Genomic DNA, 15,745 nt, shown 5'->3' with positions numbered 1-15,745 from the left:
AGCAGCACGTACGCTGCTCGGGCGCTTCTTTATTTCGGCAGATGCCACAAGATGCAACGACGGCCCCGGCTGCAAGACCGATAGGGCAACAGGCGCCGGCATGCAAAAAGGGCGCTGACCTTCGTCAACGCCCTCGGCAATTACCTATAGCAACAATCGGCGCAGTAGCAGCGCCACTACTCCCCTACTTGCGAGAGTTACTCAGCTTGTTGATGAGCGCCTCAAGGCGCTCGCCGTCCTCGGCCGTCTGCGCAATGACCAAGATCGTGTCGTTGCCGGCAAGCGAGCCGAGCACGTCGGGCAGCTCCGCAGCATCGACAGCTGCGGCAATACCAGAAGCCGTACCGGGCTGTGCCTTGATCATAACCAGATTATCGGTGCGCAGTACGCCGGTAACCAACTCGGATACCATGCGCTGCAGATGCAGGTCCTCGGCAAGGACATAGATGCCCTCGGGGAGCTTACGCAGTCCCATGTCCGCGATATCGCGCGAAACGGTCGCCTGCGTGCAATCGAAACCCATGGCGCGAAGCTCGTCTACCAAAACGCGCTGCGTGCGTACGTCCTTATTGCGAACAATATCTCTAATGGCATCCTGGCGCCCATTGCGTTTTTTGGCCATACAAAACCTCACTCCAAAAGATGGTGGAGACAATCACTTAGTGATTGAATAGTTTAGCGCTATTTGAAGGTTTTAGTGAATAAGAACGCATTTCGAAACAATTCTATGCAAATTTGTTTCGAAATGAGCCGTTTAGGCGGTTTTTGCGCCCGTCCGGTTAAGAAAAGCTGCCAGATGCGTACACATCACGCAGCGCGCGGGCTTGGCGCTGGCGATCGGCCCAAACAACAGACCAAGTCCCCGATGGTTGTCCTTGAGCGCGGCGACCATCTGACGGGTTCGAGGCGCCTCGAGCATATCACGCATGCGGGCGGAACGCTCGATTGACGACACCCCATGCGGGCTCAGACACAAATTCTCGATGCAGGCGACCAGTCCGGCAAAGTAGAACTTTTGGCTTGCCAGCTTGAGCCGACCACCGCTATCTGCTTCCGAGAGTGAGTCCGCAAGCTCGTCGAGCGCTCGAGTGTCATCGGATATCCTGGCATACATGGTGGGATCAAAGGCATCTGTAAGCTTAGGTGCCACCGCATGAAAACAAGCGTCGCCGCAGCCGGACACGAATCGTGCCTGCGAGAGCGCATAAGCCATAAACTCAACCGTACGGTACGCCTTGCCGCGCGACAGGCATGCCTCAAACAGCGAGCGGCTGTACATCACGCCAGAGGTCTGAACGACAAGGCCGCCTAAAATCAACTGGGGCAGCCCGGTCACCATCGAGGATTTGCTATCAATGGAAATATGAGCAGCATCCAAGACGCGCGAATGGCGCTCTCGATGTGCATCATAGCGGTCGAGCGACACCGTGGGGAGCACTATGTCTGCCGTAGTATCGCACGCGATATCGACCATCTTGGAAAGGGACTGCGGAGCAAACCACTCATCGGCGTTCATAGCGATGATTTGAGAGCCACGCGAGGCAGCAAAACCGGCACGAAGGCAAGCACCGCGCTTCGCGTCCTCGACGTCAATCAAATCAATATGGATGTCCCTGTCGGCAGCAACCTGAAGCGAATGGCGCACACCGGGCGCAGCATCGCGGCAGACAACGACAATCTGCAAATCGTAGAGGTCTTGGTTCTGGATACTCTCGAGCGCACGCATCGCATAGCTGGGCGAACCTTCTACCACAAGGATCACCGAAAGTCGCGGATGCGAGCCACGTCGAACCAAGTTATCCGTCCTCTCGACAGCAATGAATCAAACCGTGGTTCATGGTACACCCCATAAATAAAAGCAATGAGACACCGGTTGCACTGCACGCCAAGAACAGATGTTGCACACGCGCAGCCCACAGATGACAGATGCCGACGAACGGCGCGTCAAGCCCTCCCCTAGTCGAGCACGACAAGCTCGGCGGGATCGTAATCCACGCCCATAAACGTAAGGCCGCAGGCAGGAGCCGTGGGGCCCGCAGCGGTACGATCGCAAGCATCGATGACCTCGCGCATCCACTCGGGTTTACGGCGATGCATGCCAATCTCGACAAGCGTGCCAACGATCGTACGGACCATCGAATGCAGAAACGCATTGCCCTCGATGGTAAACGTCAGGATGTCCTCGCCAAACGCAACCTCATGGCCAAACTCGGCCCGCATCACGCAGCGGTGCGTAGGCTTGCCCACGGCAGAGGCGACCTTGCAAAAGCTCTTAAAGTCCTGCTCACCCAAAAGCGCGGGACAGGCCGCAGACATGGCCTCGACGTCCAAGGGATAGCGATGCCACCACACGGCACCACGGGACAGCACGGGGCGCGCATCGCGATCGGCAATACGGTACGTATACGTACGGGAACGCGCGTCAAAGCGTGCAGAAAAGCCCTTACGGGCCCTGTAGACCTCGTTTATGGCGATATCTTTAGGCAGCAGGGCATCCATAGCCCGCAGCCACCTACGGCGCGTAAGGGCGAGCTCAGCGTCCGTTACGGGCACGCTGATGTACTGCGCCACCGCGTGCACACCGGCATCGGTACGCCCCGCGCACGTCAAATCGATCGGGCGGCGAAGCAGCGTCTCGATGGCTCGACGCAGCTCACCCGCAACCGTCGTCTGTCCCGGCTGCTCGGCAAATCCGCTATACGACGAGCCATCATAGGCCACACGAAATACGAGCGTGGCGTCAAGCTCGGAAATCGAATTGAAATCAGACGGGGCAGTCATGGGCGCTCCCAACAAACAAGTAACGGTATCGCGACAAAAAAAGAGGGGTACGCGAACGTACCCCTCGAATATAGCCTATGCAGACGGATTGTCTACTCAGCGGTCTCCTCAGCAGGAGCCTCCTCGACGGCCTCGACCTTCTTGGGAGCAGCGGCCTTCTTGGGGGCCGGAGCAGCCTTCTTGGCCTTAGGCGTGCAAGGCTCGGTGACGAGCTCCATGATAACGATGGGAGCGTTGTCGCCCTTGCGGTTGCCGAGCTTCATGATGCGGGTGTAACCGCCGTTGCGGTCCTGCCACATGCCCTGGGCAGCCTTGTCGAAGATCTCGGCAACGAGCTGCTTATCGCCGAGCTTGGCGATAGCCAGACGACGAGAGTGCAGGTCGCCCTTCTTGGCCCAAGTGATGATCGGGTCGACGACCGAACGCAGCGCCTTAGCGCGGGTCTCGGTGGTCTTGATGCGGTCGTTCTCGAAGAGGGCCTTAGCAAGGCTCTTCTTCATGGCCTTGGTGTGGCTCGCATCGGTGCCGAGCTTCAGGCCCTTCTTAACGTTGTGACGCATGGTCTAGTTTCTCCTCAAATATGCGAAGCATTAAGCCTTCAGGCTCAGGCCCATGGACTCAAGCTTGTCCTTCACTTCCTCGATCGACTTAACACCGAAGTTACGGATGTTGAGCAGATCGTTCTCCGAGAACTCAACGAGCTGACGGACCGAGTGAATGCTGGCGCGCTTAAGGCAGTTGTAGGAACGGACGGAAAGGTCCAGATCCTCGATCTGCTTGTCCAGCTCAGCGTTGTCGTTGGTGACCTCGGGAGCGAAGATCGAAGCCTCCTCCTCGACCTCGGGGGTCTCGGTAAGGTTCATAAAGGCGGCCATATGCTGGTTGATGATATTGGCAGCCTGGACCACGGCGTCGCGCGGGGCGATGGAGCCGTTGGTCTCGATCTCGAGGACAAGGCGGTCGTAGTCGGTGTGCTGACCGACACGGCAAGCCTCAACGAGCTTGGCGCAACGGGAAACCGGCGAGTACAGCGAGTCGACGTGGATCACACCGATGGGATCGTTGTCGCGCTTGTTGGCCTCGCCAGAAACATAGCCGCGGCCATAGCCGATGCGCATGCTCATGGTGAGATGGCCACCCTCGGTGAGCGTAGCAATGTGCTGCTCGGGGTTGACCAGCTCAAACTCGGACGGAATAAAGAAGTCCGCACCGGTGACCTCGCAGGGGCCGTCAACCGAGATGGTGGCGGTCGCCTCGTCGGTCGTGCCGAGAGCCCTGAAGACAAGACCCTTGACATTCAGGACGATGTCGGTGACATCCTCGACCATGTTAGGGATGGTCATGAACTCGTGCTGCGCACCATCGATCTGAATAGCCTCGACGGCGGCACCCTCGAGCGAGGACAGAAGAACGCGACGAAGGGAGTTACCCAGCGTATCGCCGTAACCACGCTCGAGCGGCTCGACGGAGACACGAGCAGACGTCTCGTTGATCTCTTCGACCTGAACCTGAGGCCTAATGAATTCTGACATGTATTACCTCCAGCCTCAGCAGCCCGGATGGACTACTTAGAGTAGAGCTCGACGATGAGCTGCTCGTTGATATCACCGCTGATCTGCTCACGCGTCGGCAGAGCGAGCACGTTACCAGACAGCTTCTCGATATCGACCTCGAGCCAGCCAGGGACCTCAAAGCGCTCGGAGGAAATCAGGGCCTCCTTGATGGGGAGGAGGTCACGGAACTTCTCGCCGACAGCGACGACGTCGCCGGCCTTGACGCGGTAGGACGGGATGTCCACGCGCTTGCCGTTCACGGTGAAGTGACCGTGACGGACGGACTGACGAGCCTCTTTGCGGGTGCGGGCGAAGCCAAGACGGAAGACGACGTTGTCGAGGCGAGACTCAAGGATGATCATGAGGTTCTCACCGGTGACGCCGTTCATCTTGCGGGCCTTGTTGAAGTAGCCGTGGAACTGCTTCTCCAGAACGCCATAGATGAACTTGACCTTCTGCTTCTCGCGCAGCTGCATGCCGTACTCAGATTCCTTGCGACGGCGCTTGGGCTGACGGATAGATTCCTTCTTGCTGCTGTAACCGAGCTCAGCGGGATCGATCCCGAGCTGACGGCAGCGCTTAAGAACAGGAGTCCTGTCGATTGCCATATTGATACGATCCTTTCAGTTACACGCGGCGACGCTTCTTGGGGCGGCAGCCGTTGTGCGGAATGGGGGTCTTGTCCTGGATGCTCGAGACCTCGAGGCCAGCAGCCTGGAGGGAGCGGATGGCGGTCTCACGACCGGAGCCGGGGCCCTTGACGAAGACGGAAACCTTCTTCATACCGTGCTCCATGGCCTGCTTGGCAGCAGCCTCGGCAGCCATCTGGGCAGCGAACGGCGTGGACTTACGGGAGCCCTTAAAGCCCACCTGGCCAGCCGACTTCCAGGAAATGACGTTGCCCTGGGGATCGGTGATCGAAACGATCGTGTTGTTGAACGTAGAACGAATGTGAGCCTGGCCCACGGAAATGTTCTTACGGTCCGCGCGCTTCAGACGGGCAGCGCGAACGTTCTTCTTAGCAGTAGCCATCTATCTAGCGCTCCTTATTTCTTCTTCTTAGCACCGATCTGACGCTTCGGGCCCTTGCGGGTACGAGCGTTAGTGTGGGTGCGCTGGCCGCGGACCGGGAGGCCCTTGCGGTGACGAAGGCCGCGGTTGCAGCCGATGTCCATAAGGCGCTTGACGTTCTGGTTGCGCTCACGGCGGAGGTCGCCCTCAACCATGATCTGGTTCTTATCGATATAATCGCGGATGGCGTTAACCTCATCCTCGGTGAGGTCCTTAACGCGCGTATCCACGTTAACATTGCACTCGACGCAAATCTTCGTCGCAGTGGTGCGGCCGATGCCGTAAATGTAGGTCAGACCGATCTCAACGCGCTTCTCACGCGGGAGGTCGACACCATTAATACGGGCCAACGTAGTCTCCTCTCTTAACCCTGACGCTGCTTATGACGGGGGTTCTCGCAAATGACGAGGACCTTGCCATGGCGCCTAATGATTTTGCACTTATCGCACATCTTCTTGACCGAAGGACGTACCTTCATCGTTCTTCCTTTCGGTAGCGCTCAAACTACTTCCCTACTATCTACTCGCCCAGCCGCAGGCGTTTAAAACTATGGCTGGTCTTCACACACAATCCGACCGTAGGTTGAGCTAAGCCTGCAGCCGGAAATGGAGTGCGTGTATGCGTGCCGCTATTTGTAGCGATAGGTGATGCGGCCGCGGGTCAGGTCGTACGGGGAAAGCTCCACGACAACCCTGTCACCGGGGAGAATACGGATGTAATTCATTCGGATCTTGCCAGAAATGTTGCACAGAACCGAATGACCGTTCTCGAGCTCAACCTTAAACATGGCATTGGGCAACGGTTCCTTTACCGTACCCTCGAGCTCAATTGCGTCTTCCTTCTTCACAAGCAATCATCTTTCTCTAGAAAACGACAGCGATTGAGTATTCTACAATACGCATGCACGTATCGTAATATCTTCGTAATGGCTCCACAACTAAGCGAAACTTGTTACATTTGAAATGTTAAGGCGTGCATTTGACGCAAGCCCTACATTTCACCGCCCTGCAAGGAACACCAGGCACCTTGCGCATCCGTGGTGAGAATCACCGGACCGTCATTGGTAATGGCGACGGTGTTCTCGTAGTGCGCGGCGGGCAGGTGGTCGTTGGTCGTGACGATCCAACCGTCGGAGCCCGTGCTCACATGGTTGGAACCCATCGTAACCATCGGCTCGATGGCAATGACCATGCCGGCCTGGAGGCGAACGCCCCTCCCCTTCTTTCCATAGTTAGGAACGTTGGGGTCCTCGTGCATCACGCGGCCAATGCCATGACCCACATAATCACGAAGCACGCCGTAACCGTGAGACTCGGCGAGGGACTGAACAGCATAACCGACGTCCCCGATATGGTTACCGGGAACAGCCTGCTCGATAGCAGCCTTAAGGCAATCGCGCGTGACCTCACACAAAGCCTTGGCCTCGGGCGTGGGGGTACCGACGAAAAACGTCCAAGCGTTATCGCCGACCCAACCGTCAACAACGGCTCCCGTATCGATGGAGATGATATCGCCATCGCGCAGGATCATGTCGGGATTGGGAATACCGTGCACCACGGCATCGTTGATCGATGCACAAATGGTACCGGGGAACCCGCCGTAACCCTTAAAGGCCGGGGTGCCACCATGCATGCGGATAATCTGCTCCGCAAGCTGATCAAGCTCAAAGGTCGAAACACCAGGGCGAACCATGGCTCCAACGTGGCGGAGCGCCATCTTAGATAGCGCTCCTGCCTTCTTCATCTGCTCGATTTGCGTTGCAGACTTAATCTTGATCATAGACCGAGAGCCTCTTTGACATCCCCGTACACGGTCTCGCGAGCCTGGTCACCGTTGACCGACTTGAGCAGACCCTGGCCACGATAGTAGTCGACGAGCGGACTCGTGGACTTCTCGTAGACGTCGAGACGGTTCTTGATGGTCTCGGGCTTGTCGTCATCGCGCTGATACATCTCGCCATCACACTTGGGGCAGGTAGCATCGGCAGCGGTGCCGGTGTAACCACAGGCGCGGCAGGTGCGACGCGAAGACAGACGGTCGATGATGACCTCGGGGGCCACGTCGACCAGAAGGGCGCAGTCGATCTCGCGACCCATGGCGGAGAGCTCGGAATCGAGCGTCACAGCCTGGGCGGTGTTGCGCGGGAAGCCATCGAGGATGAAGCCCTGCTGGGCGTCATCGGCGGCAAGGCGCTCCTTGACAAGGTCGATAACGAGCTGGTCGGGAACGAGCTCGCCGGCGTCCATGTACTTCTTAGCCTGAATACCAAGCTCAGTGCCACCCTTGACGGCAGCACGCAGCAGGTCGCCCGTGGAAATGTGAGCGACGCCGAACTCGGCGACGAGCTCCTGTGCGACGGTGCCCTTACCGGCACCCGGAGCTCCGAGCAATACGAGGTTCATGAGCAATCCTCCTCTAGCCTATTTAAAGAATCCATCGTAATCATACATCTTGATCTGGCCTTCGAGCTTATCGACCGTGTCGAGCACGACGCCGACCATGATGAGGATGGACGTGCCGCCAAATGCCTGGATCAGCTGGTTACCCGTAAAGGAGAAAATGATCGAAGGCACGATGGCGATGAGCGCCAAGAAGACAGCGCTGGGAAGCGTGATCTTGTTGAGCGCGTTCTTGATGTAGGCCGCGGTAGCCCTACCCGGACGGACGCCCGGAATAAAGCCGCCCTGCTTCTTAAGGTTGTCGGCCGTGTCATCGGGGTTGAACACCATGGAGGTGTAGAAGTACGCGAAGAACACGATGAGGACAACGTTAAGCACCCAGTTGAGCCAACCGGTCGAAAGCGCGGAGGCAACTGCCTGAATCCAGCCGATGCCGGGGAAGAACACGGCAATCTGGGCCGGGAAGTACAGCAGCGCCGAAGCGAAGATGATCGGCACGACGCCCGCGGTGTTGACCTTGATGGGCAGGTAGGTGGTCTGGCCACCCATCATGCGACGGCCCACGACGCGCTTGGCGTAGGAGACCGGGATGCGGCGCTGGCCGCGCTCAAGGAAAACGATCAGCGGGATAACCAGCAGGATGATGGCGCAGATGATCACCATGGTGATGATGCCACCGGCATTACCCTCGGTGCTGGAGAAAATCGCCTGCGGAAGACCGGCCATGATGTTCGCGAAGATGATCAGCGACATGCCATTGCCGATACCGCGCTGGGTGATGAGCTCACCAATCCACATGATCAGCATGGCGCCCGCGGTGAGCGTACCGACGATCATAAGGTCAAAGATGATCTCGGGAGCACCGGCACCGTTGAAGCTAATGCCGAAGCTCTTAAAGAGGAAGAGGTAACCCACGGAGTTGAGGATAGCCAGAGCCAAGGTGAGATAACGCGAATACTGCGTAATCTTGGTCTGACCGACCTCGCCCTCGCGGGCAAGCTCATGCAGGGAAGGCACGACGGCCTGGAGCATCTGGAGGATAATCGAGCTCGTGATGTACGGCATGATGCCCAAAGAGAACACCGAGACATAGCTCAACGCGCCACCAGAGAAAAGATTCAGGAGGGCCATAGCACCTGCGGCGACCGAGTTGCTCCCGGTCGAGAAAAGGCCCAGCATCCCCTGGAAGGGAATGCCGGGCACAGGAACGTGCGCACCAATGCGGTACACGACGAGCATAGCTATGGTAAAAAGAATCTTTTCGCGCAGTTCTTTGATGCGGAAAGCATTCTTAAGACCATTTAGCACGGCAGCTCGACCTTTCCGCCGGCGGCCTCGATCTTGGCCTGCGCAGAAGCGCTGACCTTGTCGACCTTGACCGTGAACTTCTTGGTGAGCTCACCATTGCCGAGCACCTTGACGGGCTCGAACTCGCTCTTGGTGATGCGAGCGGCCTTAAGAGCGGCACCGTCGATCACAGCGCCGTCCTCGAACTTACGCTCGAGACGCTCGACGTTGACGGCGGTGTACTCGATACGACGGGGGTTGCGGAAGCCCGGAAGCTTGGGCAGGCGCATAGCCAGCGGAGTCTGGCCACCCTCGAAGCCGGCACCCTTGGTGCCGCCAGAGCGGGAACCCTGGCCCTTCTGGCCGCGGCCAGAAGTGGTGCCGTGACCCGAAGAATTGCCACGGCCGACGCGCTTGCGGTTCTTGGAGGAACCGGGCGCGGGAGTAAGATCGTGAAGCTGCATTTGCTACTCCTCTACAATCTCGACAAGGTGCTTGACCTTGAAGATCATGCCGCGGACGGACTCGTTGTCAGCAATCTCGCGAACCTCGCGGATCCTGTGGAGACCGAGGGCACGGACAGTACGGACCTGGTCCTGCTTGCAACCATTGGTGCTGCGGACCTGCTTGATCTTGATGGTGTCAGCCATGCTTAGTTCTCCTTACCGACGAACATCTCGGAGACCGTCAGGCCACGGCGAGCCGCGACGTCCTCAGGGCTGGAGAGCTCCTTGAGGCCCTCGACGGCAGCCTTGATGATGTTGAGGCCGTTGTCGGTACCGAGGGACTTGGACAGGACGTTCTTGATGCCAGCAAGCTCGAAGAGGGGACGCACAGCGCCGCCGGCGATAACACCGGTACCCTCGACAGCGGGCTTGATGATGATGCGGCCGGCACCAAAGTGGCCGAGAACCTCGTGCGGGATGGTGCCCTGCTCGGTCACCGGCACGTGGAACATGTTCTTCTTGGCATCGAGAGACGCCTTGGAGATGGCCAGGGGCACCTCAGCGGACTTGCCCATGCCAACGCCGACGTTGCCCTTGCCGTCGCCAACGACGACGAGAGCGACGAGGCTCATGCGACGACCACCCTTGACGGTCTTCGACACGCGGTTGATGTAAACGACGCGCTCCTCGAACTCGGAGGCCTCGCGCTGCTGCTTCTGATTACGAGCCATGTGCTACATACCTCCTAGAACTCGAGACCGGCGGCACGAGCACCGTCGGCGAGGGCCTTGACGCGGCCATGGTAGATACGGCCACCACGATCGAAGGCGACCTTGGTGATGCCGGCCTCGATGGCGCGCTTGCCAACGAGCTGACCGACCTTCTCCGCAGCCTCCTTGTTCGAGGTGTGGGTGCCCTTGAACTCGGCCTCGAGGGTCGAGGCGGAGACGAGCGTCAGGCTGGAGCCCTTGCTGTCGTCGATGATCTGGGCATAGATGTTGGCGTTAGTACGGGTCACGCGAAGACGCGGACGCTCGGCGGTACCCGAGACCTTGCCGCGAACACGACGCTGACGACGCTTGAGGCCTTCCAGCTTCGCCTTATGCTTGTTCATACGTAAACTCCTAAAAAGGTTGATCTTGCCAGCACCTAACGGGGTGCTGGTCTTATGCGAGTGAGTCGGTTACGACTACTTGGCGGCCTTACCCAGCTTGCGGCGGATGTGCTCGCCAACATAGTGGATACCCTTGCCCTTGTAAGGCTCGGGAGGACGATGGCCGCGGATCTCAGCGGCGATCTGACCGACCTGCTGCTTGTTGATACCCTTGACGTTCACGTGGGTGTTGTCGGGAACCTCGAAGGTGATGCCCTCGGGAGCCTCGACGATCACGGGGTGCGAGAAGCCCAGGGAGAACTCGAGGTTCTTACCCTTCTGCTGCACGCGGTAACCGACGCCGGCGAGCTCGAGCTTCTTCTCGAAGCCCTCGGAAACGCCAACAACCATGTTGTGGATGAGGGCGCGGGTGAGGCCGTGGCGGGCACGGGTCTCACGCTCGTCGTCGGGACGGGAAACGGTGAGGACGTTGTCCTCGACGTTGATAGCGAGCTTCTCAAAGACATCGAGCTCGAGCTGGCCCTTGGGGCCCTTGACGACAACGTTGTTGCCGTTGACTGCCACTTCGACTCCGGCGGGAATCTGGACAGGCTTATTACCGATACGAGACACGGTGATCTCCTTTCCTTCTACCTACCGAGCGAATTACCAGACGTAAGCGATGATCTCGCCGCCGACGTTGTGCTTGCGAGCATCGCGGTCGGTCATGACGCCATGGCTGGTGGAAATAATGGCGGTACCAAGGCCACCGCGGACGCGGGGCATGTCGGCAACGCCGGTGTACTTACGCAGGCCCGGCTTGGAAATGCGGCGGATGCCGTTGATGACCTTAGCCTTCTTGGGACCATACTTAAGCGTGATGTGCAGAGTCTTCTGGGGAACGGTGTCCTCGACATCGTAGCCCTCGATGTAGCCCTCCTCGTGCAGAACACGAGCGATCTCGACGAGCTTCTTGCTGCTCGGCATAGAGACCGTGGCCTTGTTCACAGAGTTAGCGTTACGGATGCGCGTAAGCATATCTGCGATCGGGTCTGTAAGGTTCATACAGATTCTCCTTCGTTCTTGATGAACACGTGCTCTTGGTTCTTCGCCGCCCTTAACGGCAAAGCCTAACTAGCGCGTTTTCCCTGTTCCAAACGGATGCTTGAAACGCTGGTAGTGACTTACCAGCTGGCCTTCTTAACGCCGGGAAGCTCGCCCTTGAGTGCAAGCTCACGGAAGCAGACACGGCACAGGCCGAACTTGCGGTACACAGAGTGCGGACGGCCGCAGCGCTGGCAGCGCGTGTACTCACGAGTAGAGAACTTCTGCTTGCGATTGCACTTGACGATCATCGATGTCTTAGCCACTTATATCCTCCTCACATAGAGTATTGTTCGCCCCAAGCGCCGTCCCCTTGTGGAAACGGCGCTTTTAGGGCAGGTGAACCTATTTCTTGAACGGGAAACCGAAGGCGTCCAGAAGGGCCTTGGCCTCCTCATCGGTGTTGGCGGTGGTCACGAAGGTGATGTCCATACCACGCTGGTGATCGACGGAGTCGAAGTCGATCTCGGGGAAGATGAGCTGCTCGGTGACGCCCATGGAGAAGTTACCACGGCCGTCGAAGCTCTTGGCGGAGATGCCGCGGAAGTCGCGGATACGGGGGATCGCGACGGAGGTCAGACGATCGAAGAACTCCCACATACGGTCGCCACGCAGGGTAACCTTGCAGCCGATCGGCATACCAGCGCGCAGGCGGAAGGTAGCGATGGACTTGCGGGCACGGGTGATCATCGGCTGCTGGCCGGTGATAGCGCGCAGGTCGCGCACGGCACCGTCGATGGCCTTGGAATCGGTAGCGGCCTCGCCGACACCCATGTTCACGACGATCTTCTCAAACTTGGGGATCATCATGACGTTCTCGTACTGGAACTTGTCCTGAAGCTGCTGCTTGACCTCGTTGTTGTACTTGGTCTTCAGACGCGGCACATACTTCTCTTCTGCCATTGTTCACTCCTTCTTGGGGTTTTAAGCACGGGGCGTGGCCACGATGGGTTGTCCTCGTGCCTCCTGGCTGCATCCGCGCCGCTCATGGCATTTCGCGGTTTGGACTCGACGCAGCAGGAGCCGACAAAACAATCGGTACTATACGCGCATTGGGTGCGTATTTCCAGAAAAACCTCGTCTGCCTGCACAACTCCACAACTCCCCCGCACAAATGGGTCCCAAAAAGCAGTTGCGGTGAAATAGGGACTGTTTGGCAACCTAACAGGCTTAAACAATCCGTATTTCACCGCAACTTATTGGTGGGGATGCGATTAGCGCTTGCGGGGGACGAGCTTGGTGCGACGCAGGTGGATCATCTCGGCGGCGATGGAGATGGCGATCTCCTCGGGGTCCTCGGCCTCGATGGCGACTCCGATCGGCAGGTGCAGCTCGCCGATTTGCTCCTGCGTAAAGCCCTCCTGCTCCAGACGGGCGCGTACAAAGGCCGTCTTACGGCGCGAGCCCAAGCAGCCCAGATAGGCGGGTTTGGCGCGCATGGCCTGAATCACCACGTCGATATCGGACTTGTGACCTGCTGTGGCGACCACCACCAGATCGCGCGGACCGATGGGGCACAGCTCGCTCAGTTTCTTGTAGTCGACCAGACGACGGTCGTAGACACCGGGCACCCATTCGGGTGTCAACGTGCCGGGGCGGTCGTCGCACGCTACAACGGCAAAGCCCGCCGCCGTGAGCACCCGCGCCGTCGCGGCGCCCACGTGGCCGCAGCCAAAGATATAGGTCAGGCCCTCGGGGCAGAGCGTCTCGATATGCGCTGGGGGAATCTCGGAGGCGGCGTTGGTGTAGGTGACCTTACTCCCCTCCTCCACCAGCGAAAGCCCGGGGCAGCCCACAATGGTACGGCGCGACTCCTCGCCATGGTACTCGGCCACATCGCCCTCGAGCGCGCTCGCGATAAACGGCTCAAAGTCGATGACGAAGTCACCGATGCGCCGATAGGCCAAGACGTCGGCAATTTCCTGGAACAACGGTGCCTGGGTCGCATCCAGATGCAGGTAGCACAGGCAGATGGCTCCGCCGCAGATCATGCCGGTATCGGAGTTCTCGCCGCCCATGGTGTAGCGGACCAGACGCGACCGTCCCGCGCTCAGGAGCTCGCGCGCCTCATCCAGCGCAAAGAGCTCAATCTTGCCGCCGCCGATGGTGCCCGCCTGGCTGCCGTCGGCAAAGACAGTCATCCATGCGCCCACACCGCGCGGTGACGACCCCGCCGTACCGGCCACGACCACGAGTTCGCACGTCTCGCCAGCACGCAGGGCGGCAAGCGCCGCATTCACAACATCGAGCTTTTCCATTGCCGCCTTCTATCCTCTAAAGACATCGGTGAGCATAGCGAGTGCCTCGAGCACGCCGCCGCCGACCGACGTCGCTTTGTCCGAAATGTAGTTGATATAGCTGGCATCGCCGCGCGGATCGACATCGGCGCATTTAAAGCCCTCGGTCGCCTGCACGCCGTTCGCCAAAAGCCCGCGCAGACAGCCATCGATCTGCGTGCGCATGGGCATATCTCCCGCGTAGCCAATCACGTTTCCGGCACTCACGATGTCGCCGATTGCGCGGTCGGACCGAAACACGCCGGCAGCGGGGCTGTGAATAACGCGCTCTTTGCCATAGCCGGCGATAATGCCTGGCACGCCCGTGTTGGGCTGGGGCGAACCCTGGGTGATGACGCGGCCCAGAAAATGCCCGCGCATGGTCTCGACCACGGCGTCGCAATCGACCGGCGCGGTAAAGCCCGGCCCCACGGCGATGACGGCAGGCGCCATGTCGCGCGTGGTGCCCAGGTTGCGCTTGGCCAAAATCGCGTCGACCACAGCCGCGGGTTTCAGCTCGCCGAGCATCTTGGCCTGGGGGTCCACCACAACGGCGACGTCTCCAGCCTCGGTAATCGCAAGCGCCTCTGCCGGCGTCTGTGCCAAGCGAGCGCGAATGCCTTCGACCTCGACCTCGCCCAGGCGAATGGCCTCGCAAAAACTGATTGTGCGGCGGATGCACGTGGGAACCGCGATATCGGCCATAACGACCGACACGCCGGCGCGCACCAAGCGAGCGGCGACGCCCGTGGCGATATCGCCGGCACCGCGAATATAAACGAGCATTCCCGGGGCACCTCCCTGTGCTACGGTTTGAGCAGAGCAAAAGCGGTTCGACCGCTACTCTGATGATTATTTATTATCACAGTATTATACGGCGGTGAACAGATGGAAACGACGAGTGGAAACCTTGCCTCCGCGCTCAAGATCGAGCCAGGCATTACCGCAATTATCGGCAGTGGCGGCAAGTCAACATTGCTGAAGACGCTGGGTCTCGAGCTCATGCGCGCCGGCGGCAGGGTGCTTCTCTGTACCACCACGCACATGTTTCCCGTCGCCGGTGTGCCATGGGACGGGTCGAGCCGTCGCCTGGACGCCGTGCCTTGGAAGCCGGGGGCCCTGCATGTTCCCGGCTGCACCTGCGAGGCATGCGCTGGCATGAGCCGCGGAAGTATCTGCCAGGCGGGTGTTTTGGACCCGGAGACAGGCAAGCTCTCCGCCCCCGCCGAGCCGCTCAACGAGCTGGCGCAGCGCTTTGACTATGTGTTGGCCGAGGCAGATGGCAGCAAGCGACTCCCGCTCAAGGCGCATGCCGCCTGGGAGCCGGTAATTCCCGCCGCCACGGCAAACGTTGTCTGGGTCGTCGGCGCCTCGGGGCTGGGCAAGCCCGTCGCCGAGGTTGTCCACCGCCCCGAGCTCTTCTGCGAGCGCTGCGGCTGCGAGCCCACCGACGCTGCCACCCCAGAGCACGTCGCCATGGTGCTCAATGCCGAGCTGCGGATGCTGAACCTCAACAATGCCCGCATCATGCTCAACCAAGTCGACACGCTTGCCGACCCGGCCGTGGCAGGCCGCTTTGAGACTGCCCTCAGCCGCCCCATCGTCGCCACCAGCCTCAAGGGGTAGCTAATTTGGGACGGGGCTCTTTTAGCTACCCCATGTTGAGAGAAAAATCATCAGGCAGGCAAGGGTAGCTAAAAGAGCCCCGTCCCAAATTAGCTACCCTGGCGGCCTT

Annotated in this window: 24 protein-coding genes; 1 reads left to right on the top strand and 23 read right to left on the bottom strand. The window is 59.4% G+C overall.

Annotated elements, in window-relative coordinates; all coding sequences use genetic code 11:
• Positions 1 to 184 precede the first annotated feature (184 nt).
• The 23 genes from OIL77_07545 to yqeB all read right to left on the bottom strand — a co-directional run bounded on the left by OIL77_07545 (position 185) and on the right by yqeB (position 14,796).
• Positions 185 to 622 carry an ArgR family transcriptional regulator gene (locus OIL77_07545; GenBank protein ID HJI45253.1) on the bottom strand — a complete coding sequence of 146 codons (438 nt, stop codon included), beginning with the start codon at positions 620 to 622 and terminating at the stop codon, positions 185 to 187.
• Positions 623 to 754: 132 nt separating this feature from the next.
• A complete protein-coding gene (locus OIL77_07540) occupies positions 755 to 1,753 on the bottom strand; it encodes a glycosyltransferase (protein ID HJI45252.1) in 999 nt (332 codons plus the stop codon).
• 203 nt (positions 1,754 to 1,956) lie between these two features.
• Positions 1,957 to 2,781, bottom strand: coding sequence for a tRNA pseudouridine(38-40) synthase TruA (truA, locus tag OIL77_07535; protein HJI45251.1), 825 nt, complete (start codon positions 2,779 to 2,781; stop codon positions 1,957 to 1,959).
• Between the two features lie 92 nt (positions 2,782 to 2,873).
• Entirely contained in the window at positions 2,874 to 3,341 is a 468-nt protein-coding gene (gene rplQ, locus OIL77_07530) for a 50S ribosomal protein L17 (protein HJI45250.1), read from the bottom strand.
• Positions 3,342 to 3,371: 30 nt separating this feature from the next.
• Positions 3,372 to 4,313 (bottom strand): DNA-directed RNA polymerase subunit alpha, encoded by a 942-nt coding sequence (locus tag OIL77_07525; GenBank protein HJI45249.1) that lies wholly within the window; start codon positions 4,311 to 4,313, stop codon positions 3,372 to 3,374.
• Between the two features lie 32 nt (positions 4,314 to 4,345).
• Positions 4,346 to 4,942, bottom strand: coding sequence for a 30S ribosomal protein S4 (gene rpsD / locus OIL77_07520; protein HJI45248.1), 597 nt, complete (start codon positions 4,940 to 4,942; stop codon positions 4,346 to 4,348).
• Positions 4,943 to 4,961: 19 nt separating this feature from the next.
• A complete protein-coding gene (gene rpsK, locus OIL77_07515; GenBank protein HJI45247.1) occupies positions 4,962 to 5,366 on the bottom strand; it encodes a 30S ribosomal protein S11 in 405 nt (134 codons plus the stop codon).
• Positions 5,367 to 5,380: 14 nt separating this feature from the next.
• Complete coding sequence (gene rpsM / locus OIL77_07510) at positions 5,381 to 5,755, bottom strand: 30S ribosomal protein S13 (protein HJI45246.1); 375 nt, start codon at positions 5,753 to 5,755, stop codon at positions 5,381 to 5,383.
• Positions 5,756 to 5,769: 14 nt separating this feature from the next.
• On the bottom strand, positions 5,770 to 5,883 hold the full coding sequence (gene rpmJ, locus OIL77_07505) for a 50S ribosomal protein L36 (GenBank protein HJI45245.1): 114 nt from the start codon (positions 5,881 to 5,883) through the stop codon (positions 5,770 to 5,772).
• A gap of 150 nt (positions 5,884 to 6,033) precedes the next feature.
• Entirely contained in the window at positions 6,034 to 6,252 is a 219-nt protein-coding gene (gene infA, locus OIL77_07500; protein HJI45244.1) for a translation initiation factor IF-1, read from the bottom strand.
• A gap of 143 nt (positions 6,253 to 6,395) precedes the next feature.
• Positions 6,396 to 7,184: a type I methionyl aminopeptidase gene (gene map, locus OIL77_07495; protein ID HJI45243.1), complete on the bottom strand. Its 789-nt coding sequence runs from the start codon at positions 7,182 to 7,184 to the stop codon at positions 6,396 to 6,398.
• Positions 7,181 to 7,807, bottom strand: coding sequence for an adenylate kinase (locus OIL77_07490; GenBank protein ID HJI45242.1), 627 nt, complete (start codon positions 7,805 to 7,807; stop codon positions 7,181 to 7,183). Before OIL77_07490 ends, map begins: the two co-directional genes overlap by 4 nt.
• Before the next feature lie 18 nt (positions 7,808 to 7,825).
• Positions 7,826 to 9,112: a preprotein translocase subunit SecY gene (gene secY, locus OIL77_07485; GenBank protein HJI45241.1), complete on the bottom strand. Its 1,287-nt coding sequence runs from the start codon at positions 9,110 to 9,112 to the stop codon at positions 7,826 to 7,828.
• Positions 9,106 to 9,555 (bottom strand): 50S ribosomal protein L15, encoded by a 450-nt coding sequence (gene rplO, locus OIL77_07480; protein HJI45240.1) that lies wholly within the window; start codon positions 9,553 to 9,555, stop codon positions 9,106 to 9,108. The genes secY and rplO overlap by 7 nt, the downstream gene beginning before the upstream one ends.
• A 3-nt stretch (positions 9,556 to 9,558) precedes the next feature.
• Positions 9,559 to 9,741, bottom strand: coding sequence for a 50S ribosomal protein L30 (gene rpmD, locus OIL77_07475; GenBank protein HJI45239.1), 183 nt, complete (start codon positions 9,739 to 9,741; stop codon positions 9,559 to 9,561).
• A gap of 2 nt (positions 9,742 to 9,743) precedes the next feature.
• On the bottom strand, positions 9,744 to 10,268 hold the full coding sequence (gene rpsE / locus OIL77_07470; protein HJI45238.1) for a 30S ribosomal protein S5: 525 nt from the start codon (positions 10,266 to 10,268) through the stop codon (positions 9,744 to 9,746).
• 14 nt (positions 10,269 to 10,282) lie between these two features.
• Positions 10,283 to 10,651 (bottom strand): 50S ribosomal protein L18, encoded by a 369-nt coding sequence (rplR, locus tag OIL77_07465; GenBank protein ID HJI45237.1) that lies wholly within the window; start codon positions 10,649 to 10,651, stop codon positions 10,283 to 10,285.
• 75 nt (positions 10,652 to 10,726) lie between these two features.
• A complete protein-coding gene (gene rplF, locus OIL77_07460; protein HJI45236.1) occupies positions 10,727 to 11,263 on the bottom strand; it encodes a 50S ribosomal protein L6 in 537 nt (178 codons plus the stop codon).
• A 33-nt stretch (positions 11,264 to 11,296) separates the two neighbouring features.
• Positions 11,297 to 11,695 carry a 30S ribosomal protein S8 gene (rpsH, locus tag OIL77_07455; GenBank protein HJI45235.1) on the bottom strand — a complete coding sequence of 133 codons (399 nt, stop codon included), beginning with the start codon at positions 11,693 to 11,695 and terminating at the stop codon, positions 11,297 to 11,299.
• A gap of 119 nt (positions 11,696 to 11,814) precedes the next feature.
• Positions 11,815 to 12,000, bottom strand: coding sequence for a type Z 30S ribosomal protein S14 (locus OIL77_07450; protein HJI45234.1), 186 nt, complete (start codon positions 11,998 to 12,000; stop codon positions 11,815 to 11,817).
• 79 nt (positions 12,001 to 12,079) lie between these two features.
• Entirely contained in the window at positions 12,080 to 12,637 is a 558-nt protein-coding gene (gene rplE / locus OIL77_07445) for a 50S ribosomal protein L5 (protein HJI45233.1), read from the bottom strand.
• A gap of 311 nt (positions 12,638 to 12,948) precedes the next feature.
• A complete protein-coding gene (locus tag OIL77_07440) occupies positions 12,949 to 13,992 on the bottom strand; it encodes an XdhC family protein (protein HJI45232.1) in 1,044 nt (347 codons plus the stop codon).
• Positions 13,993 to 14,001: 9 nt separating this feature from the next.
• The gene (gene yqeB, locus OIL77_07435; protein ID HJI45231.1) at positions 14,002 to 14,796 is read right to left on the bottom strand and encodes a selenium-dependent molybdenum cofactor biosynthesis protein YqeB; all 795 of its coding nucleotides are present in this window, start codon (positions 14,794 to 14,796) and stop codon (positions 14,002 to 14,004) included.
• 102 nt (positions 14,797 to 14,898) lie between these two features.
• Between yqeB and yqeC the strand changes: the two genes are divergently transcribed.
• Positions 14,899 to 15,636: a selenium cofactor biosynthesis protein YqeC gene (yqeC, locus tag OIL77_07430; protein HJI45230.1), complete on the top strand. Its 738-nt coding sequence runs from the start codon at positions 14,899 to 14,901 to the stop codon at positions 15,634 to 15,636.
• Positions 15,637 to 15,745 lie beyond the last annotated feature (109 nt).

The sequence above is a fragment of the Coriobacteriaceae bacterium genome, from assembly GCA_025993015.1.
Classification (GTDB): Bacteria; Actinomycetota; Coriobacteriia; order Coriobacteriales; family Coriobacteriaceae; genus Collinsella.
Note: the sequence above shows the minus strand (reverse complement) of the source record. Positions and strands in the feature narration are given on the sequence as shown.

Bases quoted from the DNA above. Each gene is read 5' to 3' on its own strand.
- rpsH (HJI45235.1), bottom strand. From the start codon at position 11,695: ATGAACCTTACAGACCCGATCGCAGATATGCTTACGCGCATCCGTAAC.
- OIL77_07440 (HJI45232.1), bottom strand. From the start codon at position 13,992: ATGGAAAAGCTCGATGTTGTGAATGCGGCGCTTGCCGCCCTGCGTGCT.
- yqeB (HJI45231.1), bottom strand. From the start codon at position 14,796: ATGCTCGTTTATATTCGCGGTGCCGGCGATATCGCCACGGGCGTCGCC.
- OIL77_07545 (HJI45253.1), bottom strand. From the start codon at position 622: ATGGCCAAAAAACGCAATGGGCGCCAGGATGCCATTAGAGATATTGTT.
- rpmD (HJI45239.1), bottom strand. From the start codon at position 9,741: ATGGCTGACACCATCAAGATCAAGCAGGTCCGCAGCACCAATGGTTGC.
- rpsK (HJI45247.1), bottom strand. From the start codon at position 5,366: ATGGCTACTGCTAAGAAGAACGTTCGCGCTGCCCGTCTGAAGCGCGCG.
- map (HJI45243.1), bottom strand. From the start codon at position 7,184: ATGATCAAGATTAAGTCTGCAACGCAAATCGAGCAGATGAAGAAGGCA.
- rplO (HJI45240.1), bottom strand. From the start codon at position 9,555: ATGCAGCTTCACGATCTTACTCCCGCGCCCGGTTCCTCCAAGAACCGC.
- rpsE (HJI45238.1), bottom strand. From the start codon at position 10,268: ATGGCTCGTAATCAGAAGCAGCAGCGCGAGGCCTCCGAGTTCGAGGAG.
- OIL77_07490 (HJI45242.1), bottom strand. From the start codon at position 7,807: ATGAACCTCGTATTGCTCGGAGCTCCGGGTGCCGGTAAGGGCACCGTC.
- OIL77_07525 (HJI45249.1), bottom strand. From the start codon at position 4,313: ATGTCAGAATTCATTAGGCCTCAGGTTCAGGTCGAAGAGATCAACGAG.
- rplE (HJI45233.1), bottom strand. From the start codon at position 12,637: ATGGCAGAAGAGAAGTATGTGCCGCGTCTGAAGACCAAGTACAACAAC.
- rplQ (HJI45250.1), bottom strand. From the start codon at position 3,341: ATGCGTCACAACGTTAAGAAGGGCCTGAAGCTCGGCACCGATGCGAGC.
- rplR (HJI45237.1), bottom strand. From the start codon at position 10,651: ATGAACAAGCATAAGGCGAAGCTGGAAGGCCTCAAGCGTCGTCAGCGT.
- truA (HJI45251.1), bottom strand. From the start codon at position 2,781: ATGACTGCCCCGTCTGATTTCAATTCGATTTCCGAGCTTGACGCCACG.
- rpmJ (HJI45245.1), bottom strand. From the start codon at position 5,883: ATGAAGGTACGTCCTTCGGTCAAGAAGATGTGCGATAAGTGCAAAATC.
- rpsD (HJI45248.1), bottom strand. From the start codon at position 4,942: ATGGCAATCGACAGGACTCCTGTTCTTAAGCGCTGCCGTCAGCTCGGG.
- yqeC (HJI45230.1), top strand. From the start codon at position 14,899: ATGGAAACGACGAGTGGAAACCTTGCCTCCGCGCTCAAGATCGAGCCA.